The organism is Streptomyces sp. NPDC033178 (assembly GCF_055577685.1).
The window spans coordinates 235,420-258,032 of the sequence record NZ_JBVIPT010000006.1 but is presented as its reverse complement, the minus strand read 5'-3'; the positions used below and the strand labels follow the sequence as shown (position 1 = coordinate 258,032).

The following is a 22,613-nucleotide window of genomic DNA, read 5'->3' as shown; positions in this document are numbered from 1 at the left end:
GGGTTGGGGTCAGTCCGCGGCGACGGGCAGAGGGATCTGTCCGGCTTGGGCGCTGCGTGCGAGTTCCGCGTAGGCGACGGCCTCGGTGTGCATGGCGGTGACCCGTGTGACGAGGTCACCGAGTTGGTCGGCGATCTCCTCGTTGGTGGGGGGTGTGGGCCGGGCTTTGCTGCCGCTGCGGACGTTGAACAGCGGCTGTGCAAGGCGGTTGCGGGCGCGCGCCTGCCACTTCTCGATCATGTTGGCGGTGGCGACGAGGTCGGGGTGTGCGTCGGGGCTGCCCTGGATTTCTGCGACGAGGTGGTTGAGGTTGACCGCGAGGAGTGCGTAGGCGCTGTGGGAGCGGTCGTGCATGGCGGAGAGGTTGCCGGCCATCTCGTGGTAGGTGGCGCAGTGCTGGCAGTCGGTCACGGGGTGGCCCTTTCGATGAGGGTGGTGGTCTGGGTGTATCCGGCCGGGGAGTTGGGGTGGGCGGCCTGGTCGGTGGCGAACCATTGGTGGATGTTTTTGCCGCGGGTGATCCAGCGGCCTTTGAGTTCGAAGCCGGGGAGGTCTGGGTGTGGGCGGTGGACGATGCCTTCGTAGACGGATTCGCCTGGGGTGGGGCTGGTGCAGACGATGCGGATGTGGTCGCCGTGTTGGGGGTCGTAGGGGTCGTTGGTCACTGGTCTTCTCCGTGGTCGTGGTGTGTGGTGGTGGTGTGGCGGGGTGGTGGGGGTCGCGGGGTAGTGATCGGCGGCGGGGTTAGGCGGATTGGGCTTCTCCGCGGCGTATGAGTCGGAGGTGCCGGCGTTTCGTCGAGAGGCTGGGGTCGTCTTCCCAGTGCCAGGTGCGGAGGGCTGCGAGGAGGTCGGCACGGTGCTTCGCTTGTTCGGCTGGGGTCCATGGGGGGCGTGGTCCGGGTGGTGGGGGCGGCTTGGGGCGTGTGGGCCATTGCTCGGCGAGGAGTCGCTCGTACGCGCTCACGGTGTGGATTCCGCGCGCTGGGTGGCCGCTTCGATGCCGTCGCACGCCTGGCGGAGCCGTTCGGCTTCTGCGTCCTGGCGGGCTGCGATGCGGGCGTTCGTCGCGCAGATCTTCGCCATCGTCTCGGCGTCTGCGTTGATCGACGGGTCGTCTTCTTCGAGTTGCTTCTCGACGCCCCAGCAGCGGACGCAGAGGAGTGGCTGCTTGTCCCGCGTGCACCAGCGGCAGGTGAACATTCCGGCGCCGAGGTGGCCGTGGTCGGGTTCGAAGAGGAACAGCGGGCGGGTCTGCTTGCAGTGGTCGCAGCGGGCTTCGATCGGCTGGGTGGTCATGTGGGCTCCTTGGCGGTCTGTTGGTCGGTCCAGGTGGTGATGCGTGCGTCGTGGCTGGGGATGGGGAGTCGTCGTCCGCGGGGGCTGGTGCAGCGTTGGCCGGGTGGGGCGTTGCACCAGGGGCAGCGGATGGACCACTCGGGGTGGTCGGTCACGGCTCGACGATCTCGGCGTCGGGGATGGCGGGTTCGCGTGCGAGGTGCTGTGCGGCCCTGTCGCGGATGCGCTGCTCCTGTGCGGCGCGTTCGGTGGCCGTCGTCTCCGGGACGCCCTGTGCGGCCCTGAGGCGGGCGCTGTGGGGCTTCTGGCGGGGCTTACCCATGGGCTGCTTCTCGGAGGCGCCGGGTGTCTTGCACGGGCGTCCGATGGCGGCGTGGCAGGCGGGGCATTCGATGCCGAGGGGCCCGGCGCGGCGGACGGTGTCGGCGAGGTGTTCTTCGTCGGTGTCCGGGACCGGGCGGCCAACCTGGTAGCCGCGGGCTTCCAGCTCGTTCACGAACTGCTTCGACGGTCCGCCTTCGAGGGCGAGCCGGCCGGACGGGGCTGTGACTCGGCCGGAGGCGATGGCCTGGACTTGGCCGCGGTATCGGGCCATGAACTCTTCGACGGTCTCGTCACCGATCGGCTCGTACTGAAAGTTGACCAGCCGCGCGGAGCGGATCTTGGAACGCAGTGTGCGGACGTGGTGCGGAAGGATCCACAGCCGGTCGCCGGGGTTCTGCGGCGGCGTCGAGTAGTAGGCGGCGACGGCGTCGCGGGCGTCTTGGTCGAAGGGCACGTCGCGGAGGGCTGCGGCCCAGGACTGGGCGGCGGCGACGGAGGGCTGCCGATTGTCGAATCCGGAGCAGTGGGCGAGGAGGGCGGCGGCTTCGGTGGAGTTCATGCGGTGTCTCCTTCCTGGGCGAGTTGTTCGGCGATGGCCATCCAGCCGGCGACCTTCGCGTCCGTGCCCGTGAGGGGCTGCTGCTGGCCGGGGAGGGCGATGACGTTGCCGGGAAGCCGCGGGGCAGCGTTCATGGCCTCGTTGACCACGCTGGGCAGGGTGTTGGGGTGGAGACCCTTGGTCATCCAGAGGGCGATGCCGCGACGGACGTCGTTGGGCTCGATGCCTTCCGCGAGCATCTGCTTGACGTGCTTGGCGACTTGGCCGATGACTGACTTGGGTGGGCGCTTGGTGACGCGCTCCAGGTATTCGCCGATGATCGTCTGAGCGGTGATGGGCTGCTCTTGATCGGCTTCTGCCGATTCGACGTAGTCGACATCGAGGACGTCGGTCTCGGGCTCGTCGGCGGCGGACGCGTAACTTCCTTTCCCTTCCCTGTTCCTTTCCTTTCCTTTCCTTTCCTGTGGTGAGTCCTCAGTGAGTTGTGCGTGAGTGTTCAGTGAGTCGCCGTTGTCCCTGGTCACAGGGTCGGGAGGGGTCGGTTCGCCCTGTTCAGGGGCCGGAAGCTTGCTCGGCGTCGGACGGTTGATCCTTTGGTGCTCATCCCAGCCCGCGACGGCCAGGTAGCGCTTCCGATTGAGGATGTAACGAGTAATCAGTGAGGACTCAGTGAGGAGCTTCAGGTCGAGTTCGATGTCCGAGGCGGTGCGGTCGTCGAGGGGCCAGACCGCGGCCTTGATGAGGCGCGGGTCGTCGACGCACCGGCCGGCGTCATCGACGTGCGTCCACAGGCCGATGAACGTCAGCCGTGCCGTCAAGGGGAGGTCGGCAACGGTGAGGCTGGTGAAGAACTCCGGCTTGATGGTGCGGATTCTGGCCACGCTTGGTGCTCCTCGGTTGGAAGTGCGAGAGGGGCGGGGCCGCCGCGGTGGACGGCCCCGCGGTGCTGCTACTTGGGCATGGGCATGGGCGCGTCGGACGGCTGCTGGATCCGCGACAGCGTCCGGTCCTGACGCACGGCGTTCCACGCGCGGATCAGGTACGCCATGTACCGGTAGTCCGGGATGGCGCGGCGGTCGGCACGCTCGCTCATGACGCGGTTGCGGAGGGTCAGCACCGGGTGCCCGGCAGGGAGTTCGGCGCCGTCACCGAGGCGCGCGAAGAACCACACGGCCTCGTCCACGTCGACGCGGGACAGGAGGTGGTGGCTGGTGCCGATCGCCGACTTGGGGATGTAACGGAACGTCTGGTGGACGCGGACGGAGATCTCGACGGAGCGGTAGATCTCCGGGTGTTTGGCCAGCAGGGCCGCGCACTCGGCGGTGGTGGGGGTGTAGTTGCGGGCGAACTTGTGGTCGCCCTCGTCCCACATCCATACGCGCTTGAGGATGGCGGCGAGGACGGTGGCGTTGGTCTCGCCGCGGAGGTGGAAGGCGTCGGCGGTGGTGCGCTTGGCGCCGGCGTCCATGGTCTCTTGGGTCTCGTTGGCGAGGCCGGTGACGACCATGAGGGGGATGGCGACGTCGGCTTCGATGACGGCGAGGAGCCGGTGCTGGCCGTCGAGGAGTGTGCCGTCGGCGGCGAACTTGATGGCTTCGCCGTTGAGGCGCCACTGTCCGGCCTTCATGTCGCGGGAGTAGTCGCTGACGGCGCGGGCGCGGATGTTGCGGTTGCGGGTGTTCTGCCTGAGCCACTTGGCGGCGAGGCCGGGGGTGACGGCCATGATTTCGACCTGGGGGATGTCGGTTGCGGGTACGCTGAGCTGTGTCATTACTGCTCCTGTTCGAGGGAGTTGGCGACGTCGCGCAGGGCGTCGCTGATCTTGTTGAGGCTCGTCGCCCACCAGCGGCGGGCCTCTTCGGTTGTGTGGGCCTGGTCGAGGCGCATGGCCTGGACGAGGTGGGCGGTGTGGTCCAGCGCGCCGAGGAGTTCGGGGAGCTGGTGGTGGGTGGTCTCCCGGTTTTTGGGGAACCGGTCGTCTTGGGTGAGGCGGGCCAGCCGCTCGGCGGCCTTCGTGAGGTCGCGGCCGGCGTCGGCGAATGCCTCGGGGAGCGGGCGGCGTTTGGCCGCACGGCTGAGCTGCTCTTGGACTTGCGGGGGGATGGGCTCGCTGACTGCGCGGACGTGGGGTGCGCCGAGAGACGAAGCGTCGAGGAGGTTGTCGAACTCCTCGGTGACGAGTTCGGCGTCGACCACCTCGTCCGTGCCGGGCTCGTCCCAGAAGTTCTCGTCAGAGGCCGGAGCGGGGCGGGAGAACGGGAAGGTGCGGCCGTCGCTCGTCTCGACCCGGTCAGGCAATGCGGACTGGTCCGCATTGCTCAGGTCCTTGCGGACGGTCTTGTCGTCCACGCCGAGGAGTTCGGCAGTGCCGCGCTTGCTGACGCCGTTCCGTACGAGCATGAGCGCCATCTCGCGGCGCTCGTCCGGCGTGAACTGGAGGGCGGCTACGTCGAACTCGGCCCGCAGGTACTGGCCAGGCGTGTCGTAGCCGAGAGCGGTGTGTCCGCCGCTGGCGATGACCTGCTCGACGAGTCCGACTGCCGCCTCGGCGAGGGCGCTGGCGTGGTCTACGCGCTGCTTGGCCTGGTCGGTCAGCGTGCGTGCTTCATCCGCTGTCATCGACATGACGAGGTCGCTCACAGAGGGCCTCCAATCGAAGCGCTGTGCATATGCAAGACCCTACCCTTGTGCATATGCAAGGTCAACGTGATAGCTAGACGGGATGCATATGCAGCGCGTACGGTGAGCGCATGGTCAGTCGCGCAAAGGACACCCACACCACGAATCGCGTCGTCCGTATCGACGACGAGGACTGGGCTGCCTACGAGAAGGCGTGTGCCGCAAAGGGGCTGACCCGGTCGGCGGACATCCGCGTGCACATCAAGCGCGTAGTCGCGACGTGGCGCCGCGAGCAGCGGGCCGAAGCTGCCGAGTCCTGACATCGCTCCTCCTCTCTGTCCCGGGGCCCCGCACCGTGTGGTGCGGGGCTTCGTGCTGTCGATCAGGTCCGAGACCAGGTGACGGTGCCCTGCTCGACGTAGCCCTTCGCGCGGCTCTCGCCGGTCGGCTCCTGGGTGTCCTCGTCGCGAACGGCGAGGTAGTTGGTCCAGAAGCTGACGCGGGCGCGGGCCGCGCCGATGGATCCGTACGGCCCTTCGTGCTCGGTGCGCTTGCTGCCGTCGCGGTTGGTGAACTCGATGACGGCGCGGAAGACGGTGGCGTCGGCGGCCATGCCGATCGAGCGGGCCATCAGCGGGCCGCCCGGAAGCTCGTCACGCGGAGTCCGCCGCGTTTCCGCAGCGTCACCCCGGCCTCGACCAACAGGGTGCGGGCGAGCCCGTACGACCGGCCGATCTGCCGTGCGACGGACTGGATCGTGCAGCCCTGCATGTACAGCTCGGCGGCTCGGGTGCGGGTTTTGATGCGGGTTTCGCCGGTGAGGTGGGTGCCGGACATCGGCGTCCTTTCGTCTGGTGGTTGGGGTCCCGGGCCCGCGCGCGTCCCGGGGGGACAGAACGGCGCGGGCCCGGGTGGCGGCCGGTGCGTTGGGGCGCTGGCCGGCCGCCGGTCTGGTGGTTTCAGCGGACGGGCACGGTCCCGGCGATCTCGTTCGCGATGTCCGTGGCGAGCTGGTCGCGTTCGTCCTGCGGCATGTCGGCCGCGTATGCGATGTGGATGCGGGCCTGCAACGGGCCGTCGTTCCAGCCGACATCGATGACGCGGGCACCCGGCTGCAGGCCGTCCTCGCCGATGTCGACGGCCCACCGGGACACGTCGGCGGCCTTGCCGAGCAGGTCGTCGATGGCGCGCTGCGCCTTGTCGAAGTCGTCCTCGTCCAGTTGGTCCCACTGGAAGTCCCCGCGGCTGGGGATCTTGTGGCCTTCCATCTGCTCGCTGATGCCGGAGAAGTCGGGGTCCTCGGTAGCGGCCTTGTGTTGGCGGGCGGCCTCGGCGAGGAGGTCGGCGACGGTGTACGGCTGGTCGGTCACGGTGTTCTCCTTGAGGTCGGCCCCGCCTCAATTCGCCTGAGGCGGGGCGCTGTTGTCGGACAGGTCAGGCGAGGTGTTCGTTCTCGTACGCCTCCGCCGCTTCCGCGGCCTGGGCTGCGAGGGCGTCCTCCGCGCAGGACTTGTGCGCTGGGGACCGCTTCGAGTCGCGGAGGTTCGTCGGCCGCTGGCAGTACCGGCAGGGCTTCTCGGTCCACGACCAGTGCTTGGCGTCACGCCAGTCGAGAAGCGGCGGCGGGTCCCGACCCGCGGGCTCGCCGCTCATGCGCGGGCCTTGGCGCGCCGGCGGGTCTGCTCGGCTTGGGCCCTGACCTCGTCGGTGGTGAGGTTGCGGCGTGCGGCCTGGCGGAGGATGCCGCGCCGTTCCGCCTCGGACATGCCGCCGAGGACACCGGTCGGTTCGCGGGTTTCCAGCGCCCACTCCCCGCACGCCTGGATGACGGGACAGGACCGGCAGATGTTCTTGGCGTACTCGATCTCCGCGGGGACCGTGCCCGGGAACATGGCGTCCGGCTCGTCGCCGCAGGGGCCTTGCTTCACCCACTGGCCTGCGGATTCGAGGGTGTCGGGGGCGTAGTTGGTGCGGCTCACGACGCCTCCCCGAAGATCGCCCGGTACAACTGCCGCGTGTGGTCCCGCATCGGCCGGTCCTCTACATGGCCGCCCGCCACACACCCCGGCGCGTCGCACGCCGGGGTAGCGAGACCGACCGGCTCACGGCCGTGGTGCAGGCGGAACGCCACCCGGTACGCGGACTGCATGCGGCCCTCGAAGCGGACGGCCGGGGTCTGATGCGCGACCGGACCGGTCCACCGGACATGCCCGTCGCCTGTCTCCTCGACGTGCGCCCGGAAGACGTCTTCCAGCGAGGCCGACCGGGGGCGTGCGCGTTCCCGCCGGGGAAGGGACGGGTCCCGCCGCTCCTGCTTGTCGAGGGTCTTGCACCGGCCGCAGTACGCCCGGCCGTCGGTCTCGAACTTGCCGTGCTCGGCCTGGTCGTGTCCGTACGAGCAGTGCGACGGCTGGTCGCCGGCGCGGAGTTGGCGGCGGGCATGGAGACGTCCGGCTTCGTCGTTGACGTGGCCGGGTGCGACGCAGTGCTTCTGCCCGCAGTCGGCGATGGCGTAGCCCTGCGGCGGACGCCCGTGGTGGATCTCGAAGGCGATCGCAGTGGGGCTGAGGCACTGGTCCTTGTAGCGCATGACGGGTGTCCCTGCGGCGCCGACGCGTTCGCCGGTCCATTCCATGTGGCCGCCGTCGAGGGGCCGGGCGAACAGCCGCCACTTGTCCTCGATGGTGCGGGTCTGTTCGGTGGGCACGAAGGCGGGGAGGCCGAGTTCGTCGCGGATGCGGCGGACTCGGGCCTTGTCGACGCGGAGGTCGCGCATGATGCGGCTGTTGCTGTGGCCGTCGCGGAGCATGGCGATGATGTCCGCGCGGGTCGCGTTGGGGTGGGTGGGCATCAGGTGTTCTCCTCTCGCTTTTCGTGGCCGACCTGCTGGGCTTCCTCGACGAGCTCGGCCGGCGGCGGCCCGAGCTCCTCGAAGAGGTGCGCCAACTGGGCGTGATACGCGTCGAGATGCGTGTCGAGGTCTTCGAGGAGACGGAGGCTGTCGGGCCCGGTGTAAACCCACTCGCCGTCCGCGGGCGGCGCAGGCGGGACGGGCGCCGGGGAGGGCTCGCCGTGGCCGAGCACGACCCAGGCGCAGCGGGCAACGACCACGGCGCCGCAGCCCCACAACAGCCACCAGGCGCTCACCGGGCCACCGCCTCAGGGCAGAGCGGCCAGACGTGGATGACGCAGCCCGGCACCGACAGCACGTCGTCCGCGCCCGTCTCCGCGTACCACTTGCCGAGCCGCACGTACTCGACGACCCGGGCATCGTCCTTCCACACGACGCCGGTCAAGGCGTCCTCGGTGGAGCGGGCCAGCTTCGACAAGTCCGGTGTACCGGCCGGCCGGGTCGGCGCCGCATCGCGCAGGAGGTGGGCGTTGCGGCCGGTGCGGTAGTGCCCTTTGGGCCGGTCGAAGGTGAACGTCATGGCGACGGCGAGGGGGCCGTCGAGGACCGTCCAGTCGGTGAGGGTTTCGGTGATGGCGAGGGCGGCGTGCTTGACGTCCTGCCGCCAGGGCTTGACCTTCTTCGACGACTCGATCATGACGCCGCGGCCTACGTGGCGCTTCGATCCCTGGGGGGCGGGGAGGCCGTGGACGGTGATGGTGATGGCGGGCCGGAGCCCGGCCGCCGGAGCGGCCAGGACCTCAGCTTCAAACAGAGTGCTCACAGGACATCCCCCAATACCGGCGACACCGAATGCAGGCAGTGCCCGCACCACCAGCCGTCCTTGTTGCGAATGCAGGGCTCCGCGGTCCCGCACTCCGGGCAGTCGAGCCACTGCTGCGCCACCACCGCGGCGTGCGGGGGCTCCGGCCACGGGCCGAGCCATACGTCGAGGGACTTCTCGTCGAGCACGGACCGGAACCGCGGGGCCGGGCGGGCAGCCGGGGAGCGGTGTCTGCCGTCCGGCATCGGCCACGCCCGCACCGCGGCGAACAGGGCGGCGAGGGACACGATGAGGACGATCCCGCCCACAGTGATCGGCTCGTTCACGTCGCGTCCTCCTCCACCGGCATAGGCAGAACCCGACGCCAGTCGTAGGCCGCACCAGACAGACCGACCGCGTCGTCGAGACGGGACTGCAACCGGTCGACGTCCTTCTCCAGCCGCTGGACGTGCGCCTCGGCGTGCGCCGCCCGGGCTTCGAGGAGGGTGATGTCTCCGAGCTCGCCGAGCCCCTGGTCGTGTGCCGAGTCGAGGCGGCGGGAGAGTTCACGGTTCCGGCCAGCGAGGCGCTGGTTCGCGGCGGCGGCCTCGGCGAGTTTCCGTGCATGCCGGGCCGCGGCCTGCTCGGCGTGCTGTAGGGCCGTTGCGCGGACTGCGTCGAGTTCACGGTCCATGCGGGCGCGGGTGATGAAAGGCCAGTTCACAGGTCGGCTCCTTCCAGGCGGCCAAGCTCCAGGCAGATGTCGACACGGCTGGCGGCGAGCGCTTCACGCAGCGCTTCAGCGAACGACTTGACGTCGTGGATGACGGTCGACGGATGGCCGGACGCCACCAAGTGCAGGGCCACGACGTCCTTCATGCGGGACAGCTCGCCGGACTGCTGCTCCAGCGCGGAGCCGGTGACCTTGGCGTCCTCTTTGAACGAGTCGCGTTCGGCGATCAGCCGGTCGATGTGGGCGGCTTGGCGGGCGTTGCGTTCTTCGAGCCTGCGACGGGACACGATCACGACGCCTCCCCACGCTGCTGCGGGATGAGCGGCCACGAGCCGTCGATGACCTTGTTCGGGTCACCGCCCTCCTCGGGCGTCGCCTTCTCCCTAAACCACCACTGCGTGCCCGCCGCCTGCTTCGCCCGCCACTGTTTCTGTGCCGCGAACAGCTGCTGCGGCAGCAGACGGTCCAGCTCGGGGAACCGCTCGAACTGCACCTCGGCGATCCCGAGCGCGGCGATCGCGTCGGCCTTCGCCTCATGCCAGTCCTCGATGACCACGCCGTACCGTCCGGCCGTGGGCTGCAGCTTCCGCAGCCCCTTGCCCTGGGGCCGCTCGCCGAATTTCTTGTCCAGCACGAGCGGATCGACCAGGGTCACCGGGTCCCCGGCGATGCGGTCGTACACGGTGGGCAGCCCGTGCCGGAGCAGTTCGTAGTGGAGCATCGACCAGTCGAAGGACTGGTTGTAGGCGACGACCGGCAGGAACCGGGTGAGCGCCGCGGCCAGATGGCCGGCGAGTTCGTCGAGGGCGGCCTTGGGTTCCCGGCCTTCTGCCTGCACCTTGGCGTCGTCGATCCCGTGGACTTTCGTAGTCGCGGGCGGGATGGGGACGCCCGGGTTGATGAGGTAGGGGAAGACCAAGTCGTCGGTGCCGGGGGTGCGGACGACGAACGCGGCGCTGAGGATGCGGTCGTTGACGGGGTCGGTGCCCGTGGTTTCCGTGTCCCACGTGGTCCGGCGGGTTTCGGCGAAGGCGCTCACTGGGCACCCCCGGCAGCGCGCTCCTTGCCGATCCGCACGACCATCGCGCCGACCTGCTCCTCGTCACCGACCTCGTTCGTGACCAGCGCACCCAACTGCCGCGTCGAGCCGAGCTCATGGTGGATCTGCCGCAGCCGTCCGGCGCTCGTGTTCGGGTTGCAGATCTCGTCGAGGTACGTGACCGCCGGCCGGATCGGGGCCTCGCCCCGCTCGACGTGCGAGGCGTCCGGGTCCTTGTCGTGCGTCGGTGTGAGACCGCCCGTCAGCAGCAGCACCCGCAGCGCCACTGACTGCGCCTTCGCGGTGCCCTTGTCCGCCGAGTCGAGGGCCTCGCCCTGCGTCTGGAGTGCGAGCGTGTCGCCCTTCGGGCCGACGATCAGCCACGAGACGCGCACGGTGCACTCGCGCATCTTGTTGCCCTTGGACGTGGTGGTGTCGCGGTACTCCGCGTCGACCCGCGCGGGCAGGACGTTGACGCCGTGCTTCAGCGTGACCGGGCCGAAGGTGTTGACCACCGTGTCGACGCCGCGGAAGTTGAAGCGGGTGCCGCCGCCGTTGTATTGCTCGGCCTTGGCGATGGCGCGGACTTCCTTGCGGACGCGGAGCCAGGCGAGGTGGACCGGGATCATCTCCGGGTCGCCGTCGCCGGGCTCGTATCCGGCCATCGGGTCCGCGGCCGGGATGTAGTCCTCGCCGGGCGGCGTGTCGTCGTCGGGCCGGTCGTGTGCCTCGGCTGGCAGAGTGCGGCCCGCGGCCGCGGCTGCGTTCTCGCGCAGACCCATGTCAGATGCCCCCCTTGTACTGCTTGGCGATGTCGATGCGTTCGGTCGGGTTCGGGGCCACGCATGCGGCGTAGGCGTCCGGGTAGCGCTCGGCCATCAGCTCGAAGTCGACCTTCGGTGCGGCCTGGCTGGGTTCCAGGGAGTAGGCGCGCTCGCCGCCGATGAGGGCGGACTGCGCCGAGCCGAGGGCGGCGATCATGCGGGCCTTCGCTGCGGCCTTCGCCTTCTTCGCTGCGGCCTCGGCGCGCTGGTGGGTGCCGTAGTCGAGGAGTGCGTCGAGGGCGTCGTCATGCCGGTCGACGTCCACCGCGCCGGAGCGGGTGGGGTGGAGGCGCCGGAACAGGCGGGTCAAGGCGTCGCCGTCACCAGTCGGCGCGGGCGGCACTGCGGCCTGGACGTGCTCGTTCCAGAAGTAGTCGACGGCGGTGGTGATGTCGGCCATCACGTCCGCGTATGCGTCGGCTCGGATGGTGCCCTGGTGGTACTCGTTGCCGCCGATCAGCACGGCGTAGTGCATGTGCTCGTAGCCGTTGACGATGATCTGCCACAGCACCTGAGCGGTGACGTCGTCCGGTGCCCCGGCATGCCACTGCGCGGACTTGAACGCGGAGCGGGTCTTCACTTCGAGGGCGCAGGGTGTCTGCTCGTCCTCGGACAGCGGGCACTCGGTGACACGCCGGTCGAGGGTGGTCATCCAGTGCGGGTGGTCGACGTGCGCGACCAGGCCGATGCGGCGGATGACGGAGCGGTTCTGCATGGCCCAACGGCGGGCGACGGGCTCCTCGTTGACGGTGCCCCAGTAGGCGGCTTCGCCTGCGTCGTCGACGTCGTGGCCGGTCTTGTCGTAGTAGACCTTCAGGGGCGGGGTGTAGTCGACGAGGCCGAGGATGGCGGGGACGTCGGAGGAGCCGATTCCGGAGCGGCGGGCGGTGAGCCAGTCGGCGCGGTCGGCGGTGGCGGGGAGGATGAGCCGGCCGGTCGGCGTGACCCGGCGGCCGGCGGCCGGGGCGCTGATGGCCCCGGCCTGCGCGGTCGTGCTCAAGAGCTGCCGTCCTTCCGGGCGGCGAGGGTGTAGAACCGCACGCCCTTCTCGTCGTGCTGGGTGAGGGCGCCGGAGTCGCGGAGGACCGCGAGGTCATGGCGTGCGGCACGGGTACCGAGGCCGGTGAGGCCTTGGGTCTCGTACCAGCGGACGACGTCGCCGGACTTCCACCGGCCGCCGTCGAAGGCGATCTCGTGGAGGAGGCGGGCCCGCCGGTTCGTGTCGGTGACACCGAGGGCAGGCAGGGGGCAGGCGGGCGTGCCGATGGCGTCGGCGATCTGGTGGATTTCGAAGTCGTCCTCGCCGTACGCGCACTCGCTCCACTCGCCGTGGAAGTGGCGCCAGCCGAGGGCTGTGCGTTCGCCGTCTGCGGGGTGGGTGGTGATGGCGTCGCAGCGGAAGCGCCAGTCGGTGGTGTCGCCGGGCTCGGTGTAGGTTCGGCCTACCTGGAAGAAGTCGGGGGTGGCCGTCGGCGCCGCAACACTGGCCTTCTCCCCGGCGATCTGGCGCAGGTCACGGATGACCTCGTTCACCGTGCGGCTGTCGCCGTAGAGCGTGGCCCGTGAGGCGAGCCGGTCCGCGAACTTCTGCAGCTCCTCGTCGCGGTAGGCGTGGGCCAGCCGGTACGCCTCGATCGCGTCGAGGCGGAGCGACAGCGCGACGTGCAGTGCCATGGCCGCCCTCATGCGGCACCGTCCTGGCGCTGCTCCGGGAGGGGGTTCGCCTTCAAGTGACGGCGCGTCGCCGCATGCGACGGATGCTTGATCAACGAAGCACCCTGCGACGCCTGCGGGTTGAAGCGGGACGTCACCCGCTCCACCTCCGCCAGCTCCGCCAGCAGACGACGCACGTCCGGGATCTGCACCTCGACCTGCGCGGTGTCCATCGACGCGACGTCCTCGACCTCTTCCAACGCCGCATCCAACTCGCCTTCACGGGCCACGCCCTGCACCACGGCGGCGAGTTCGTCGAGTGCGTCGAGGACCTGGTCGCGGGTGTCGGGGTCGCCCCATCCGGCGACGAGCGCCATGAGGGTGTCGGTGCGGATGGCATCGACTCGGAGCACACCGTGGAGGTGGTTGGCGCCGAGGCTGAACGACATGCCCGGCTTCGTGGAGTGGTTCACAGCGCGCCCTTCTTCGGAGCGGACGAGGGGGTGGTGGGAGTGAGGCGACGCAACAGCCACTCGACGAGAGCGAGACGCCCCCGGGTGATGACCAGCGAGACCTGCAACGCGGTCCGCCGCAGCCACACGGGCAGCGCACGCCGCACCACACGCGGCACGAAATGCCGCACCGGAATCAGCAGCAGCACCACACACGCCCCGAAGACGAACAAGCCACCCGCGATGACGAGGGAACGCAGCACACTCAGACCAGCGAGACCATCGATCAGGAACTGAGGCATCAGGCACCGCCCGACTCGGGCCCGTCGATCAGCACGTCCCGACCGCACTCCACGCCCGTCATCCGGCCGTACGAGCAGAACCCGCCATCCGGCAGATCCTCGGACGTCACCGGCGTCACCCAGGCAACGCCCGGCCCGTGCTCACGGCACAGCAGCGTCCGGTGGTTGCTCGGGTCGCGGTAGGCGACGACCCGGTCCGCCTCGTTCTCGCGTAGGGCCGGAACCAGCGTGCCGCCTGTCTCGGGCAGGTCGTGGCCCAGCCGATACGAGTGATGCAGCGGCGAATCGTGCGGGTCCTCAACCGCCGCACGCTGCCCGGCCAACAGGCCCCGCAGCTTGGCCACCTGTGGAGACACGTCGTCCTCACGCGCCGCCTGCGACGGGGTGATCTGTACGCGGGCCCGCTCCTCGTCGGCCGCCTGCCGGAACGTCTCGGCGTTCGCCGGGTTGGAGGTCGTATCGGCGATGAGCCGGAACGCGGCCTCCTTGACCGTCAGCCCACGGGCCACCGTCTGCGGCTCATCCCCGCGGTCCGCGTCCAGGGAGAACGGGGCCTGCTCGATCTCCCGCAGCCGCCCCTCCAACTGCGCCGCATACGACGCCGAATCCCGCAGCATGCCCTCCAACTCGGAGGCACGAGCCCGCAGACGAGCGTTCTCCGCCTCGACATCCAGCAGCCTGCGCAGCACCAACCCCGCACGCTCACCCATCCACGCGGTGAGGTTCAGACAGTGGAAGTCCTCACTCTTCGGGTGCTCGTGCTCGCGGCAGTCCCGCACCGCCTCACCGAACGCGTTCAGCAGCTTCGCGTTGGCGCGCTTCACGTCACCGATGAGCTCGGCGAGCGCCATCCCCTGCACCGCCGTCAGCGGCAGCGGCCCGGGCCCGAACGGCACCGGCACCGCGCCATCGCGCGCCACCACAGCAGCCGTCTTCTCCCGCTCCTCCGCCGCACTCACGCCGCCACCGCCGCACGGATGAAGTCCATGACCTGCTCACCCATCGGCACCGGCACCGACACCCGGACATCGACACGGCCGCCACCCCGACGCGGCATCGTCCGCGTCAGCAGCGTCCACAGCTCCAGGCCGTCAGCGGCCGAGCTGATGTGGATACGACCGCCCAACTCCGTCAGCCACAGGCCCAGGTCGTCCAGGTCGGCAACCGTCACGAACACGGCGTTCGCGCGGGGGATCATCGTCGGCGCGGGAAGCGGCAGGAAGTCGAGCATCGACTCGACCGCTTGCCGGTTGTCACTGGTCTGCTCGAACTCGCTGGACGGTGGGGCGGTAATCTCCGTCTCCACGGGGACCTTCCTTCACTGGTTGATGGGGTCGCCGAGTCGTGGGGCTGCTCGGGCCGGGAAGTCAGAGCGGCCCTTCGGCGCGTTCAGGAGTGCGGCAGTTGAGCTGCCGCCTCAGCGCTGTCGGCGCGGGCGCGGCCGGTGCGGAACGCCGGCGACGATGTCCCGGATGTTCTGCGCGCTCCACCGGCGGAAGCGACCCACGGGGGTGTTCTGGATGGTGTCGGCGGAGGCGGCCCGCTTGAGGAACCGCGCGGAGACGTTCACGTACGGAGCCGCCTCCTCGGCCGTGTAGAGCCGGTCGTCGGACAAGGGGAGGAGTTCGGCCATGGGGGGCGGGCCGCTCTCAGTGATGGTCATTTGGTGTCCTCGCTGGTGAGGTCGGTGACGGGGACGTCGTAGAGGTCCGCCAGCACGGTGAGGGTCGTGAGGGATGCCCCGCGGCGTCCGCTTTCGAGCCGGGAGAGATAGCCCCTGTTGAGGCCGGTTCGTCGTTCGAGTTCGCGCAGGCCCCAGCGGTTGGCTCGTCTCAGCGCTTGAAGTGCGGTGCGGTTGGGCTTCATCGGTGCTTACGTTAGACATTCGTTTGACATTGCGCAAGCATTGAGACGCACTCGGGTGACTTCAGTTGGCATTGGATTGACTGCGCGGGCGCGAAACGGCGCGAAACGGCGCACTAGGCAACCAGCGGGGCGACAGGGGCGGCGTTAAGCGCAGGTCAAAAGGCGAGAACCCGTACGGCGCGGTTGCCTATCGGTGGTGCATCATGAGCCCATGAATCGCGACTGGGAGAGGCTCGGCAACGCCATCAAGGCGCTGCGCGAGGAGCTGGGCATGCCCACCCAGCAGGCCCTCGCCGACGCCGCAGGCGTCACCAGGCAGAGCGTGCAGTCTCTGGAGTCCGGCAAGCAGCGCACCCGCATGCCCCCGACGATCAAGGACATTGAGAAGGCCCTCGGAAGAGACGCCGGCTGGGCCGCAAAGATCCTCACAGGGGAGGCCGCCCCCGGAAACGGGACCACCCCCCGGCTCGCCGACGGCATGCCCGCGCGCATCGTGCAAGAGCTGCTGGCCGGACAGGTCGTCGACACCGAGGTCGTCGAACTCAACATCCCCGGACTACCGTTCAAGTTCCTCGGCATCCTCAAGCGGGACGCGCCGACGCCGGACGCGACACCCGAGGAGATGCAGCGGGTTCTACGGGAGTGGAGCCGCGTGCAGCGAGCGATGCGGCAGATCACTGACGACCAGTCCGGTTCGGGCGATCAGTACTAGTTTCGTTTCCCCTTCACATGCCCTGCCCCTACCGGCCACTTGTGTGTCATGGTTGCCCAACCTGTGAGGGGGGCCGCCACTACAGGTGTTCAGGGGTGAAGACGTGAGAGTGCGCGTCATCAGAGTGGGAGCGATCCCTTTCGGCCTGTCTGTGCTGGTCGATCAACAGCCCGGCAGTCTGGTTGTGTGGCTGCTGGAGAGCGAATGGTCGGAGGCACTGGCCCGGCTCGTTGAGCAGTCCCTGGCAACCCTGTGGCCTGCGCGCGGAGGTTTCGCGATCGGGCTGCAGCCGGATCTGCACGCAGTCTGACCAGTTCACTGATCTGCGCCTGCGCGTTGCCCTGGGGAGGGCACGGTATGTGCAGGCGCGGTCAACGGCTTCAAGGGGGTGGGTTTCTTGGCGTACGGCGAGAAACGAGGAAACGGGAAGCGCCCATGGCGCGCCCGGTACAAACGGCCCGACGGCACCACGGGAAGCGAGCCAGGGTTCCGCACGAAACGCGCGGCAGAAGAGTGGGGCGACGACCAGGAGGCCGCGATCCGGGCCGGCCGCTGGCAGGATCCCGAGAAGGCGCGCACGCCGTTCGGTGAGTTCGTGCCGCTGTGGATGGACGCGCAGAAGGTGGCCCCGGCGACGGTGACGAGGCGTCGACGTCTGCTCACCCGGCATCTGTTGCCTGCGTTCGAACGCACGGCGCTGTGTGAGATCAACCTGTTCATGGCGCAGGCGTGGGCGAACAAGCAGACATGCGCGCCATCGACGGTCAGCTCCTGCCTGACGCTGCTGAGCATGGTCCTCACCGGTGCCGCGGACGCCGGGTACCTGCTGGCGAACCCGATGTACGGACGTCGCCGCAGGACGGGCAGCAGCGGGCCGGAGCATGACGTCAACCAGCAGCATGGTGCCGTGGACCATGCGGAGGACGGCGACGAGGAGACGGTGTGGGCTCAGCCGGACCAGGTGTTCCAGCTGTACCAGCGTCTGGGCGGCGTGGCCGGGCTGATGGTGGTCACCACCGCGTACACGGGCCTGCGGTGGGGTGAGCTGGCCGGGCTGCACCGGAGCAATGCACTGCTGAAACGTCCCGACAAGATCGACCGTCAGCCGTTCGAGCGGACCGTGCTGCGGATCGACCCGAAGGTCGGGGCCCTGCACGAGGTGGAGTTCGAGCTCGACGAGGCGGGCCTGGTGGCGTGGCATGCGGCGGAGGACCAGCGGCTGGCCAAGTGCCGCGAGAAGGAGTGGAAGGCGAAGCGCCGCAAGGAGCCCAGGAGTGTGGTGAAGCTGTACCTCGGGCCGCCGAAGAACAAGACGAGCGCGCGCGAGGTGGACCTGCCGCGGTTCCTCGCTGCCTTGTGGGAGAAGCACCTCGCGGAGTGGCCGTACGACTACGTGTTCGCGACCCCGGCGGGGAAGTGGTGGCGTCGCGGGAACTTCTCCCGGGACATGCGGCCGGCGGCCGACGGTCGGAAGGCGATCGAGCGGAAGCGGGGGTTCGCGGGCCGGGAGGAGTGGGAGCCGATTGTGCCGGGGCTGACGATGCGGGGGCTGCGGCATACGCACGACACGTGGATGAAGGACGACAAGATCGACCGGGCGTTGAGGTTCGCGACGATGGGGTGGGCGGTGTCGGGCGACATCGAGGGCGTGTATGAGCATGTGACGCCGGAGATGCGGAAGGAGCGTATGGATGCTCTGGATGCGCGGTGGCGGCGTGGGAGGCGGGTGGCGTTGCGGGCGGTGAGCTGAGGGCCGTTTTCAAGATCGGCTCCCATCTGGCTCCCAGTGGATCAGCAGAACGCCCCGCACCGATCATGGTGCGGGGCGTTTTGCCTGGTCATCCGGGTGGGCGCGGACGGTTTCGAACCGCCGACATCCGCCTTGTAAGGGCGGCGCTCTACCACTGAGCTACGCGCCCAGGACGAGTCGACAGCCTACATTGCCCGAGGCGGTGCCCCGCAAACCCGTTACCGAGGCGGAAGCCGGTCACGGAGCCGGCGCCCCTCCTCCCATGCGGGGGTTTACCCCACCCCCGATCCGGGAGCGGCCCGGATCCCCCGGTGAGCCCCGGCTCCGTACGGTCGAAGTATGTCCGGGCCACATCGTGGGGCCGAGGGCGTTCGAATCTGGGGGAGTCCCGTCATGAGTGGTTTTCAGCGTCCTTCGAGCAAGCCGTCTTCGAGCAGTGGTGTCGGGCCTGTGGGCGGCGGCCGGGCCGTGGGCGGTAGGCGGCGGACTCTGGTCGCCTTCGGTGCGGGGGCCGTCGCCGTCGGCGTGTTCGCCACCGGGTGTGGGGCCAGTGCGGGGGACGACAAGGACCCGGAGAAGCGGTCCTTCGCGTTCAGTGGGCGGACGCTGACCGTCGATTCCGACGACTCGGCGCTCGAACTGGTCGCCGCGGACGTCGACAAGGTCCAGGTGACGCGCTGGTTCGAGGGGCGGGTCGCGATCGGTGGGGATCCCAAGGTGACCTGGGCGATGAAGGACGGCACGCTCAAGCTCCGTATGCACTGCTCGGGTGTGGTCGCCGACTGCTCGGCCAAGCACCGCATCGAGGTGCCGCGTGACGTGGCGGTCGTCGTGAGGGGCGACGACGGCAGCGTGAAGGCCGACGGTTTCGAGGACTCGCTGAACATCCACACGAAGGACGGCTCCGTACGGGTCGAGGACGTGGCCGGGGCGCTCACTCTGCGTACCGACGACGGCTCGGTCAGGGCGAGCGGCATCGACTCCAAGCGCGTGAACGTGAACACCAAGGACGGGTCGGTTCGGCTCGACCTCACCGCCGTACCGGACAAGGTCTCGACACGCAGCGACGACGGTTCCGTCACCATCACGCTGCCGGACGCCACGTACCGTGTCACCACCGGCACCGACGACGGCGGAGTGGATGTGTCGGTGCCCCGCAACGAGCGCAGCTCTCATGTGGTGTCCGCCCACACGAAGGACGGGAAAGTCACGGTCCGTACGGCGAACTAACCGGCCCGTGTGTTCGTCCCTACCTGGTGGGAGAATGACACCGGGCCAGGACGGATGACAGCACGGGAGAGGGAAGTGACGGCGACACCTTCGCAGCCGTACACACCGTTTGTGCCATGCGCACAGCAAGTTCCCCGCCCCCGTGCCGGGTTCGGGCCCACGGGGGCGCGCGGTGCTGGCCGCGACCTGCTGGCCCTGGTGCTTCTTCCGCTCCCGCTGCTCGCGCTCACGCTGCCCGCCGCGTTCGCCGGCGGCGGCACCCGGCGATGGTTCGGCGGGCGCTCCGAGAGCCAGCGGGCCGAGGCCCAGGCGGCGAAGGACGCCGCGGCGGCCGCGTTCTACGAGCTCGACACCGCGCAGCGCGATCTGCGGATCTCGATCGAGACGATCACGGCCGTCGACGACTCCCCCGCAGCCCGCCGCGCGGTCTCCGACTTCGACGCGCTCGGCCGCCGCATCGACGAGGCCAGTCGTACGTACATCGGCGCGGTCGACGCCCATGACCTCGACCGCGACGACCTTGAGGCCTCCGTCGCCGCCCACGCGCGTACCGAGCTGACGAAGGCCAAGGACGAGCTGGCCCGGGTCAAGCAGGAGCTGGACCGTTTCGAGCAGGGGCTCGGCCCGCTCCTCGGCAAGGCGGAGACGCAGCTGGCCCGCCTCGCCCCGGCCGTCGAGCGCGCCCGCCAGTCCCTGCTCGCCGCGTCGAACGCACTGGATGCCGTACGGGGAACAGAGCTCAAGGCCGACGACCTCGCGGCCCGGCTCGCCGCCCTCGCCCCGGAGCTGACCAAGCTGAACCAGGGCGCGGGGCAGCACGGCGTACCGGAGACGCTGGAGCGCGCCGACCGGGTCGCCCGGGACGCCGAGGCGGTCCGCGCGGAGGCCGAGCGGCTGCCGGAGCGGGCCGCGGAGATCGACCGGCGCCTCGTCTCGCTGCGGACCCGCGCGCAGGCGCTCACCACGCGGTCCGGGCAGGTGGAGCCCGTGCTGAGCGAGCTGCGGCGGCGGTTCTCGGCCTCGTGCTGGCAGGACCTGCAGCATGTGCCCGACCAGTCCGCGGAGACCGTCCGGCAGGCCGAGCGGAAGCTCGCGGAGGCGCGCACAGCCCGGGACGAGCAGCGGTGGGCGGACGCCACCTCGCTGCTGTCCACGGTCCGGGCGCTGCTGAACACGACCGACGAGGCCGTGTCCGCGGCCGGGGACCGGTTGCGGCGGCTGAACGAGGTGTCGAAGGACCCGCAGCGGGAGATCGACCGTACGCGGTTCGCCATCCGGGACGCGCAGCGGTTGGCCATGTCGGGGCGCAATACGCCCGACCCCCGGCACGCGCGGCCGCTCGACGAATCGGTGGCCCGGCTGGAGCGGGCGATAGGGACGTTGGAGGGGCGCCACCCCGACTACTGGCATTTCCTGACCGAGCTGGAGGGTGTGCGGAGGACCGTGGGCCGGGTGGTTTCGCAGATTCGCGAGGAGCGTGGGGGCGGAGCGTGAGCGCTCCGCGCGGGGGCGGGTGAAATACGTGCGGGGCCGCGGGGGTGACGCATGGCGTGCAGGCCGTGGACGATGTGCGGGCTCGTGGGCTGACGCATCGCATGCGGGCCGTGGGCTACGCGCGGGGCCCTGAGGGCTGGGCACGCCTGGGCACGCGGTTCCCCGCGCCCCTGTGGGGCGGCGCTCCCGCTTACCCGGCGCCTTCCAGACCTGCTCCAAGTGTGGCGATCCGGCCGTCCGAGGCGGATGCTGAGGATAGGTATGGCCTCCGCTCGCACCCGAGGAGGCGGATATGGCCACGCACGTACTTCGTACGGCGCCGAGGCGGCGGATCAGGCTCGACGAGCATCTGCCGGTGGATCACCGTCTCAGCAAGTTCTACCGGGTCGGCGCGGGGCTGATGGGTCTTGTGCTGCTCGCCTTCGGCATCCTGGGGCTGATCGACAAGGTCGGCTTCTTCGACACCGGCGGGGACACGGTCGCGGGGCTGAACACCAACGGCGCGCTGAGCGTGCTCTCGATCTGCGTCGGACTGCTGCTCTTCGTGGGCATGGTGATCGGCGGCAACGTCGCCTCGACGCTCAACATGATCCTCGGTGTCCTGTTCATCCTCAGCGGCTTCGTGAACCTCGCCCTTCTCGACACGGGCCTCAACTTCCTCGCCTTCCGCATCCAGAACGTGCTGTTCAGCTTTGTGGTCGGCGTGATGCTGATGTTCTTCGGGATGTACGGACGTGTCGGCTCGGCCCTGCCGCACGACAACCCGTACTGGCGCTCCCGCCACCCCGAGCAGGCCGCCCGCGAACAGCGACTGCGGGCCGGCGTCGGCATCCGGGCGGGGGCCCTGCCCGGAGCCAAGGGCCACGCCGCCCTCTCGGAGAGCCGAACCACTCCACCGGGAAGTGAGCTCCCTTCCGCCTCCGGCGAGCCCACTCCCGTCGGAGGCAGGCCCGCATCCCCGGGAGCCGAAGGCGGACCCATGGGAGACGGGCGGAGCACCCGCTAACCTGTGCCCATGCCTCGCTACGAGTACCGCTGCCGGACCTGCGGAGACACCTTCGAGAAGAGCCGTCCGATGGCCGAGTCGTCCGCGCCCGCGGCCTGCCCGGCCGGCCACGACGACACGGTGAAGCTGCTGTCGACGGTCGCGGTCGGTGGCTCGGCCTCGGCGCCCGCACCCCGCCCCAGCGCCGGTGGCGGAGGCGGTTGCTGCGGCGGGGGCTGCTGCGGCTGACCCCGCCCGGGACCGCGCGGATCCCTGAGGACGACCGCACGTATCCCTGCCGTCGTCCACCGCACGGATCCCTGCGGTCGTCCACCACAAGAACCAGGCCCCCTGCGATCGTCCTCAGGCTCTCTTCAGCTTCGGTTTTCTAGCGTGGGGGCATGACAGCCATCGCAGCCGCCGCGCCGGACAGCAGTGCTCCGCAGTGGATCAACAGCCTCATGGACACACTCGGGGCACCGGGGGCGGGCATCGCCATCGCCTTGGAGAACCTCTTTCCGCCCCTGCCGAGCGAGGTCATCCTGCCGCTCGCGGGGTTCGCGGCGAGCACCGGGCAGATGAACCTGTTCGCGGCGCTGCTGTGGACGACGGCCGGCTCCGTCATGGGCGCGCTCGCGCTGTACGGCGTGGGGGCGCTGCTCGGCCGCGACCGTACGGTGGCGATCGCGGCCCGGCTGCCGCTGGTGAAGGTCTCGGACATCGAGAAGACGGAGGCGTGGTTCTCCCGCCACGGCACCAAGGCCGTGTTCTTCGGCCGGATGATCCCGGTCTTCCGCAGCCTGATCTCCGTGCCCGCGGGCGTCGAGCGCATGCGCCTGTCCGTCTTCCTCGGCCTGACCACGCTGGGCAGCGCGATCTGGAACACCGTCTTCGTCCTCGCCGGCTATCTGCTCGGCGAGAACTGGTCGGAGGTCACCGGCTATGTGTCAACGTACTCGAAGGTCGTGCTGGTAGGGGCGGTGCTCGCGGTGCTTCTCTTCGCGGGCGTACGGCTGTTCAGGCCGGGCCCGGGCGGGCGGCGCCGCGCGGAGGAGGAGGCCGAGGAGAAGGAGAAGGCAACCGCCTGAGCCGTCCAGCACAGCCACCGCTCAGGCGATCC

The 22,613-nt window shown here is 69.7% G+C and carries 38 protein-coding genes and 1 tRNA gene; 9 read left to right on the top strand and 30 right to left on the bottom strand.

Annotated elements, in window-relative coordinates; genetic code table 11:
* Positions 1 to 9: 9 nt before the first annotated feature.
* The 8 genes from ACZ5VQ_RS17180 to ACZ5VQ_RS17145 all read right to left on the bottom strand — a co-directional run bounded on the left by ACZ5VQ_RS17180 (position 10) and on the right by ACZ5VQ_RS17145 (position 4,821).
* Positions 10 to 411: a hypothetical protein gene (locus ACZ5VQ_RS17180; RefSeq protein WP_469105572.1), complete on the bottom strand. Its 402-nt coding sequence runs from the start codon at positions 409 to 411 to the stop codon at positions 10 to 12.
* The gene (locus tag ACZ5VQ_RS17175; protein WP_469105571.1) at positions 408 to 665 is read right to left on the bottom strand and encodes a hypothetical protein; all 258 of its coding nucleotides are present in this window, start codon (positions 663 to 665) and stop codon (positions 408 to 410) included. The genes ACZ5VQ_RS17180 and ACZ5VQ_RS17175 overlap by 4 nt, the downstream gene beginning before the upstream one ends.
* A gap of 297 nt (positions 666 to 962) precedes the next feature.
* Positions 963 to 1,298 carry a hypothetical protein gene (locus ACZ5VQ_RS17170; protein WP_469105570.1) on the bottom strand — a complete coding sequence of 112 codons (336 nt, stop codon included), beginning with the start codon at positions 1,296 to 1,298 and terminating at the stop codon, positions 963 to 965.
* Positions 1,295 to 1,453: a zinc finger domain-containing protein gene (locus ACZ5VQ_RS17165; protein ID WP_469105569.1), complete on the bottom strand. Its 159-nt coding sequence runs from the start codon at positions 1,451 to 1,453 to the stop codon at positions 1,295 to 1,297. The genes ACZ5VQ_RS17170 and ACZ5VQ_RS17165 overlap by 4 nt, the downstream gene beginning before the upstream one ends.
* The gene (locus ACZ5VQ_RS17160) at positions 1,450 to 2,181 is read right to left on the bottom strand and encodes a zinc finger domain-containing protein (RefSeq protein WP_469105568.1); all 732 of its coding nucleotides are present in this window, start codon (positions 2,179 to 2,181) and stop codon (positions 1,450 to 1,452) included. The genes ACZ5VQ_RS17165 and ACZ5VQ_RS17160 overlap by 4 nt, the downstream gene beginning before the upstream one ends.
* The gene (locus tag ACZ5VQ_RS17155) at positions 2,178 to 3,062 is read right to left on the bottom strand and encodes a hypothetical protein (RefSeq protein ID WP_469105567.1); all 885 of its coding nucleotides are present in this window, start codon (positions 3,060 to 3,062) and stop codon (positions 2,178 to 2,180) included. The genes ACZ5VQ_RS17160 and ACZ5VQ_RS17155 overlap by 4 nt, the downstream gene beginning before the upstream one ends.
* Positions 3,063 to 3,130: 68 nt before the next feature.
* Positions 3,131 to 3,952: a hypothetical protein gene (locus tag ACZ5VQ_RS17150; RefSeq protein ID WP_469105566.1), complete on the bottom strand. Its 822-nt coding sequence runs from the start codon at positions 3,950 to 3,952 to the stop codon at positions 3,131 to 3,133.
* Positions 3,952 to 4,821, bottom strand: coding sequence for a hypothetical protein (locus ACZ5VQ_RS17145; protein ID WP_469105565.1), 870 nt, complete (start codon positions 4,819 to 4,821; stop codon positions 3,952 to 3,954). The genes ACZ5VQ_RS17150 and ACZ5VQ_RS17145 overlap by 1 nt, the downstream gene beginning before the upstream one ends.
* Before the next feature lie 110 nt (positions 4,822 to 4,931).
* Here ACZ5VQ_RS17145 and ACZ5VQ_RS17140 point away from each other — a divergent pair, with 110 nt between their 5' ends.
* Positions 4,932 to 5,120, top strand: coding sequence for a hypothetical protein (locus ACZ5VQ_RS17140; protein ID WP_469105564.1), 189 nt, complete (start codon positions 4,932 to 4,934; stop codon positions 5,118 to 5,120).
* A 62-nt stretch (positions 5,121 to 5,182) separates the two neighbouring features.
* Here ACZ5VQ_RS17140 and ACZ5VQ_RS17135 read toward each other — a convergent pair whose 3' ends face one another.
* The 21 genes from ACZ5VQ_RS17135 to ACZ5VQ_RS17035 form a co-directional block, all read right to left on the bottom strand.
* Positions 5,183 to 5,431, bottom strand: a complete 249-nt coding sequence (locus tag ACZ5VQ_RS17135; RefSeq protein WP_469105563.1) for a hypothetical protein — start codon at positions 5,429 to 5,431, stop codon at positions 5,183 to 5,185.
* Positions 5,431 to 5,637, bottom strand: coding sequence for a helix-turn-helix domain-containing protein (locus ACZ5VQ_RS17130; RefSeq protein WP_469105562.1), 207 nt, complete (start codon positions 5,635 to 5,637; stop codon positions 5,431 to 5,433). The genes ACZ5VQ_RS17135 and ACZ5VQ_RS17130 overlap by 1 nt, the downstream gene beginning before the upstream one ends.
* A 122-nt stretch (positions 5,638 to 5,759) precedes the next feature.
* Positions 5,760 to 6,170 (bottom strand): hypothetical protein, encoded by a 411-nt coding sequence (locus tag ACZ5VQ_RS17125; RefSeq protein WP_469105561.1) that lies wholly within the window; start codon positions 6,168 to 6,170, stop codon positions 5,760 to 5,762.
* Positions 6,171 to 6,234: 64 nt separating this feature from the next.
* A complete protein-coding gene (locus tag ACZ5VQ_RS17120; RefSeq protein WP_469105560.1) occupies positions 6,235 to 6,453 on the bottom strand; it encodes a hypothetical protein in 219 nt (72 codons plus the stop codon).
* Positions 6,450 to 6,779 (bottom strand): WhiB family transcriptional regulator, encoded by a 330-nt coding sequence (locus tag ACZ5VQ_RS17115; RefSeq protein ID WP_469105559.1) that lies wholly within the window; start codon positions 6,777 to 6,779, stop codon positions 6,450 to 6,452. The genes ACZ5VQ_RS17120 and ACZ5VQ_RS17115 overlap by 4 nt, the downstream gene beginning before the upstream one ends.
* Positions 6,776 to 7,651 carry a hypothetical protein gene (locus tag ACZ5VQ_RS17110; protein ID WP_469105558.1) on the bottom strand — a complete coding sequence of 292 codons (876 nt, stop codon included), beginning with the start codon at positions 7,649 to 7,651 and terminating at the stop codon, positions 6,776 to 6,778. Before ACZ5VQ_RS17110 ends, ACZ5VQ_RS17115 begins: the two co-directional genes overlap by 4 nt.
* Positions 7,651 to 7,947 (bottom strand): hypothetical protein, encoded by a 297-nt coding sequence (locus ACZ5VQ_RS17105; protein ID WP_469105557.1) that lies wholly within the window; start codon positions 7,945 to 7,947, stop codon positions 7,651 to 7,653. The genes ACZ5VQ_RS17110 and ACZ5VQ_RS17105 overlap by 1 nt, the downstream gene beginning before the upstream one ends.
* On the bottom strand, positions 7,944 to 8,474 hold the full coding sequence (locus tag ACZ5VQ_RS17100) for a RusA family crossover junction endodeoxyribonuclease (RefSeq protein WP_469105556.1): 531 nt from the start codon (positions 8,472 to 8,474) through the stop codon (positions 7,944 to 7,946). The genes ACZ5VQ_RS17105 and ACZ5VQ_RS17100 overlap by 4 nt, the downstream gene beginning before the upstream one ends.
* Positions 8,471 to 8,800 (bottom strand): hypothetical protein, encoded by a 330-nt coding sequence (locus tag ACZ5VQ_RS17095; RefSeq protein WP_469105555.1) that lies wholly within the window; start codon positions 8,798 to 8,800, stop codon positions 8,471 to 8,473. The genes ACZ5VQ_RS17100 and ACZ5VQ_RS17095 overlap by 4 nt, the downstream gene beginning before the upstream one ends.
* Complete coding sequence (locus ACZ5VQ_RS17090; RefSeq protein ID WP_469105554.1) at positions 8,797 to 9,177, bottom strand: hypothetical protein; 381 nt, start codon at positions 9,175 to 9,177, stop codon at positions 8,797 to 8,799. Before ACZ5VQ_RS17090 ends, ACZ5VQ_RS17095 begins: the two co-directional genes overlap by 4 nt.
* Positions 9,174 to 9,479, bottom strand: a complete 306-nt coding sequence (locus ACZ5VQ_RS17085) for a hypothetical protein (RefSeq protein ID WP_469105553.1) — start codon at positions 9,477 to 9,479, stop codon at positions 9,174 to 9,176. Before ACZ5VQ_RS17085 ends, ACZ5VQ_RS17090 begins: the two co-directional genes overlap by 4 nt.
* On the bottom strand, positions 9,476 to 10,225 hold the full coding sequence (locus tag ACZ5VQ_RS17080; RefSeq protein WP_469105552.1) for an exonuclease domain-containing protein: 750 nt from the start codon (positions 10,223 to 10,225) through the stop codon (positions 9,476 to 9,478). The genes ACZ5VQ_RS17085 and ACZ5VQ_RS17080 overlap by 4 nt, the downstream gene beginning before the upstream one ends.
* Positions 10,222 to 11,007, bottom strand: a complete 786-nt coding sequence (locus tag ACZ5VQ_RS17075) for an ERF family protein (RefSeq protein WP_469105551.1) — start codon at positions 11,005 to 11,007, stop codon at positions 10,222 to 10,224. The genes ACZ5VQ_RS17080 and ACZ5VQ_RS17075 overlap by 4 nt, the downstream gene beginning before the upstream one ends.
* A 1-nt stretch (position 11,008) precedes the next feature.
* Entirely contained in the window at positions 11,009 to 12,049 is a 1,041-nt protein-coding gene (locus ACZ5VQ_RS17070) for a YqaJ viral recombinase family nuclease (protein ID WP_469105550.1), read from the bottom strand.
* Complete coding sequence (locus ACZ5VQ_RS17065; protein WP_469105549.1) at positions 12,046 to 12,723, bottom strand: hypothetical protein; 678 nt, start codon at positions 12,721 to 12,723, stop codon at positions 12,046 to 12,048. The genes ACZ5VQ_RS17070 and ACZ5VQ_RS17065 overlap by 4 nt, the downstream gene beginning before the upstream one ends.
* Before the next feature lie 8 nt (positions 12,724 to 12,731).
* Positions 12,732 to 13,175, bottom strand: coding sequence for a hypothetical protein (locus ACZ5VQ_RS17060; protein WP_469105548.1), 444 nt, complete (start codon positions 13,173 to 13,175; stop codon positions 12,732 to 12,734).
* Positions 13,172 to 13,456: a hypothetical protein gene (locus ACZ5VQ_RS17055; RefSeq protein WP_469105547.1), complete on the bottom strand. Its 285-nt coding sequence runs from the start codon at positions 13,454 to 13,456 to the stop codon at positions 13,172 to 13,174. The genes ACZ5VQ_RS17060 and ACZ5VQ_RS17055 overlap by 4 nt, the downstream gene beginning before the upstream one ends.
* A complete protein-coding gene (locus tag ACZ5VQ_RS17050; RefSeq protein WP_469105546.1) occupies positions 13,456 to 14,415 on the bottom strand; it encodes a hypothetical protein in 960 nt (319 codons plus the stop codon). Before ACZ5VQ_RS17050 ends, ACZ5VQ_RS17055 begins: the two co-directional genes overlap by 1 nt.
* Positions 14,412 to 14,762 (bottom strand): hypothetical protein, encoded by a 351-nt coding sequence (locus ACZ5VQ_RS17045; protein WP_469105545.1) that lies wholly within the window; start codon positions 14,760 to 14,762, stop codon positions 14,412 to 14,414. Before ACZ5VQ_RS17045 ends, ACZ5VQ_RS17050 begins: the two co-directional genes overlap by 4 nt.
* A 111-nt stretch (positions 14,763 to 14,873) precedes the next feature.
* Complete coding sequence (locus tag ACZ5VQ_RS17040; RefSeq protein WP_469105544.1) at positions 14,874 to 15,119, bottom strand: hypothetical protein; 246 nt, start codon at positions 15,117 to 15,119, stop codon at positions 14,874 to 14,876.
* Positions 15,116 to 15,322, bottom strand: a complete 207-nt coding sequence (locus ACZ5VQ_RS17035) for a helix-turn-helix domain-containing protein (RefSeq protein ID WP_469105543.1) — start codon at positions 15,320 to 15,322, stop codon at positions 15,116 to 15,118. Before ACZ5VQ_RS17035 ends, ACZ5VQ_RS17040 begins: the two co-directional genes overlap by 4 nt.
* 211 nt (positions 15,323 to 15,533) lie before the next feature.
* Between ACZ5VQ_RS17035 and ACZ5VQ_RS17030 the strand changes: the two genes are divergently transcribed.
* The 3 genes from ACZ5VQ_RS17030 (at position 15,534) to ACZ5VQ_RS17020 (ending at position 17,784) form a co-directional block, all read left to right on the top strand.
* Entirely contained in the window at positions 15,534 to 16,034 is a 501-nt protein-coding gene (locus ACZ5VQ_RS17030) for a helix-turn-helix domain-containing protein (protein WP_469105542.1), read from the top strand.
* Positions 16,035 to 16,143: 109 nt separating this feature from the next.
* On the top strand, positions 16,144 to 16,344 hold the full coding sequence (locus tag ACZ5VQ_RS17025; RefSeq protein ID WP_469105541.1) for a hypothetical protein: 201 nt from the start codon (positions 16,144 to 16,146) through the stop codon (positions 16,342 to 16,344).
* An 87-nt stretch (positions 16,345 to 16,431) separates the two neighbouring features.
* Positions 16,432 to 17,784, top strand: coding sequence for a hypothetical protein (locus tag ACZ5VQ_RS17020; protein WP_469105540.1), 1,353 nt, complete (start codon positions 16,432 to 16,434; stop codon positions 17,782 to 17,784).
* Between the two features lie 97 nt (positions 17,785 to 17,881).
* On the opposite strand, the gene ACZ5VQ_RS17015 is transcribed toward ACZ5VQ_RS17020, so the two are convergent.
* Positions 17,882 to 17,953 (bottom strand) — tRNA-Val (locus ACZ5VQ_RS17015).
* A 224-nt stretch (positions 17,954 to 18,177) separates the two neighbouring features.
* Between ACZ5VQ_RS17015 and ACZ5VQ_RS17010 the strand changes: the two genes are divergently transcribed.
* From ACZ5VQ_RS17010 to ACZ5VQ_RS16990, 5 genes are all read left to right on the top strand, one after another.
* On the top strand, positions 18,178 to 19,014 hold the full coding sequence (locus tag ACZ5VQ_RS17010; protein WP_469105539.1) for a DUF4097 family beta strand repeat-containing protein: 837 nt from the start codon (positions 18,178 to 18,180) through the stop codon (positions 19,012 to 19,014).
* 75 nt (positions 19,015 to 19,089) lie between these two features.
* Positions 19,090 to 20,508 carry a hypothetical protein gene (locus tag ACZ5VQ_RS17005; RefSeq protein WP_362074826.1) on the top strand — a complete coding sequence of 473 codons (1,419 nt, stop codon included), beginning with the start codon at positions 19,090 to 19,092 and terminating at the stop codon, positions 20,506 to 20,508.
* A gap of 292 nt (positions 20,509 to 20,800) precedes the next feature.
* On the top strand, positions 20,801 to 21,514 hold the full coding sequence (locus ACZ5VQ_RS17000) for a DUF4383 domain-containing protein (RefSeq protein ID WP_469105538.1): 714 nt from the start codon (positions 20,801 to 20,803) through the stop codon (positions 21,512 to 21,514).
* 9 nt (positions 21,515 to 21,523) lie between these two features.
* Complete coding sequence (locus tag ACZ5VQ_RS16995) at positions 21,524 to 21,742, top strand: FmdB family zinc ribbon protein (RefSeq protein ID WP_266740207.1); 219 nt, start codon at positions 21,524 to 21,526, stop codon at positions 21,740 to 21,742.
* A gap of 152 nt (positions 21,743 to 21,894) precedes the next feature.
* The gene (locus tag ACZ5VQ_RS16990; RefSeq protein ID WP_469105537.1) at positions 21,895 to 22,581 is read left to right on the top strand and encodes a DedA family protein; all 687 of its coding nucleotides are present in this window, start codon (positions 21,895 to 21,897) and stop codon (positions 22,579 to 22,581) included.
* Positions 22,582 to 22,613 lie beyond the last annotated feature (32 nt).

Coding starts and splice junctions, on each gene's coding strand:
- ACZ5VQ_RS17170 (WP_469105570.1), bottom strand. CDS start 1,298: ATGACCACCCAGCCGATCGAAGCCCGCTGCGACCACTGCAAGCAGACC.
- ACZ5VQ_RS17160 (WP_469105568.1), bottom strand. CDS start 2,181: ATGAACTCCACCGAAGCCGCCGCCCTCCTCGCCCACTGCTCCGGATTC.
- ACZ5VQ_RS17150 (WP_469105566.1), bottom strand. CDS start 3,952: ATGACACAGCTCAGCGTACCCGCAACCGACATCCCCCAGGTCGAAATC.
- ACZ5VQ_RS17140 (WP_469105564.1), top strand. CDS start 4,932: ATGGTCAGTCGCGCAAAGGACACCCACACCACGAATCGCGTCGTCCGT.
- ACZ5VQ_RS17135 (WP_469105563.1), bottom strand. CDS start 5,431: ATGGCCCGCTCGATCGGCATGGCCGCCGACGCCACCGTCTTCCGCGCC.
- ACZ5VQ_RS17130 (WP_469105562.1), bottom strand. CDS start 5,637: ATGTCCGGCACCCACCTCACCGGCGAAACCCGCATCAAAACCCGCACC.
- ACZ5VQ_RS17120 (WP_469105560.1), bottom strand. CDS start 6,453: ATGAGCGGCGAGCCCGCGGGTCGGGACCCGCCGCCGCTTCTCGACTGG.
- ACZ5VQ_RS17110 (WP_469105558.1), bottom strand. CDS start 7,651: ATGCCCACCCACCCCAACGCGACCCGCGCGGACATCATCGCCATGCTC.
- ACZ5VQ_RS17075 (WP_469105551.1), bottom strand. CDS start 11,007: ATGGGTCTGCGCGAGAACGCAGCCGCGGCCGCGGGCCGCACTCTGCCA.
- ACZ5VQ_RS17065 (WP_469105549.1), bottom strand. CDS start 12,723: ATGGCACTGCACGTCGCGCTGTCGCTCCGCCTCGACGCGATCGAGGCG.
- ACZ5VQ_RS17055 (WP_469105547.1), bottom strand. CDS start 13,456: ATGCCTCAGTTCCTGATCGATGGTCTCGCTGGTCTGAGTGTGCTGCGT.
- ACZ5VQ_RS17040 (WP_469105544.1), bottom strand. CDS start 15,119: ATGACCATCACTGAGAGCGGCCCGCCCCCCATGGCCGAACTCCTCCCC.
- ACZ5VQ_RS17035 (WP_469105543.1), bottom strand. CDS start 15,322: ATGAAGCCCAACCGCACCGCACTTCAAGCGCTGAGACGAGCCAACCGC.
- ACZ5VQ_RS17030 (WP_469105542.1), top strand. CDS start 15,534: ATGAATCGCGACTGGGAGAGGCTCGGCAACGCCATCAAGGCGCTGCGC.
- ACZ5VQ_RS17010 (WP_469105539.1), top strand. CDS start 18,178: ATGAGTGGTTTTCAGCGTCCTTCGAGCAAGCCGTCTTCGAGCAGTGGT.
- ACZ5VQ_RS17000 (WP_469105538.1), top strand. CDS start 20,801: ATGGCCACGCACGTACTTCGTACGGCGCCGAGGCGGCGGATCAGGCTC.
- ACZ5VQ_RS16995 (WP_266740207.1), top strand. CDS start 21,524: ATGCCTCGCTACGAGTACCGCTGCCGGACCTGCGGAGACACCTTCGAG.
- ACZ5VQ_RS16990 (WP_469105537.1), top strand. CDS start 21,895: ATGACAGCCATCGCAGCCGCCGCGCCGGACAGCAGTGCTCCGCAGTGG.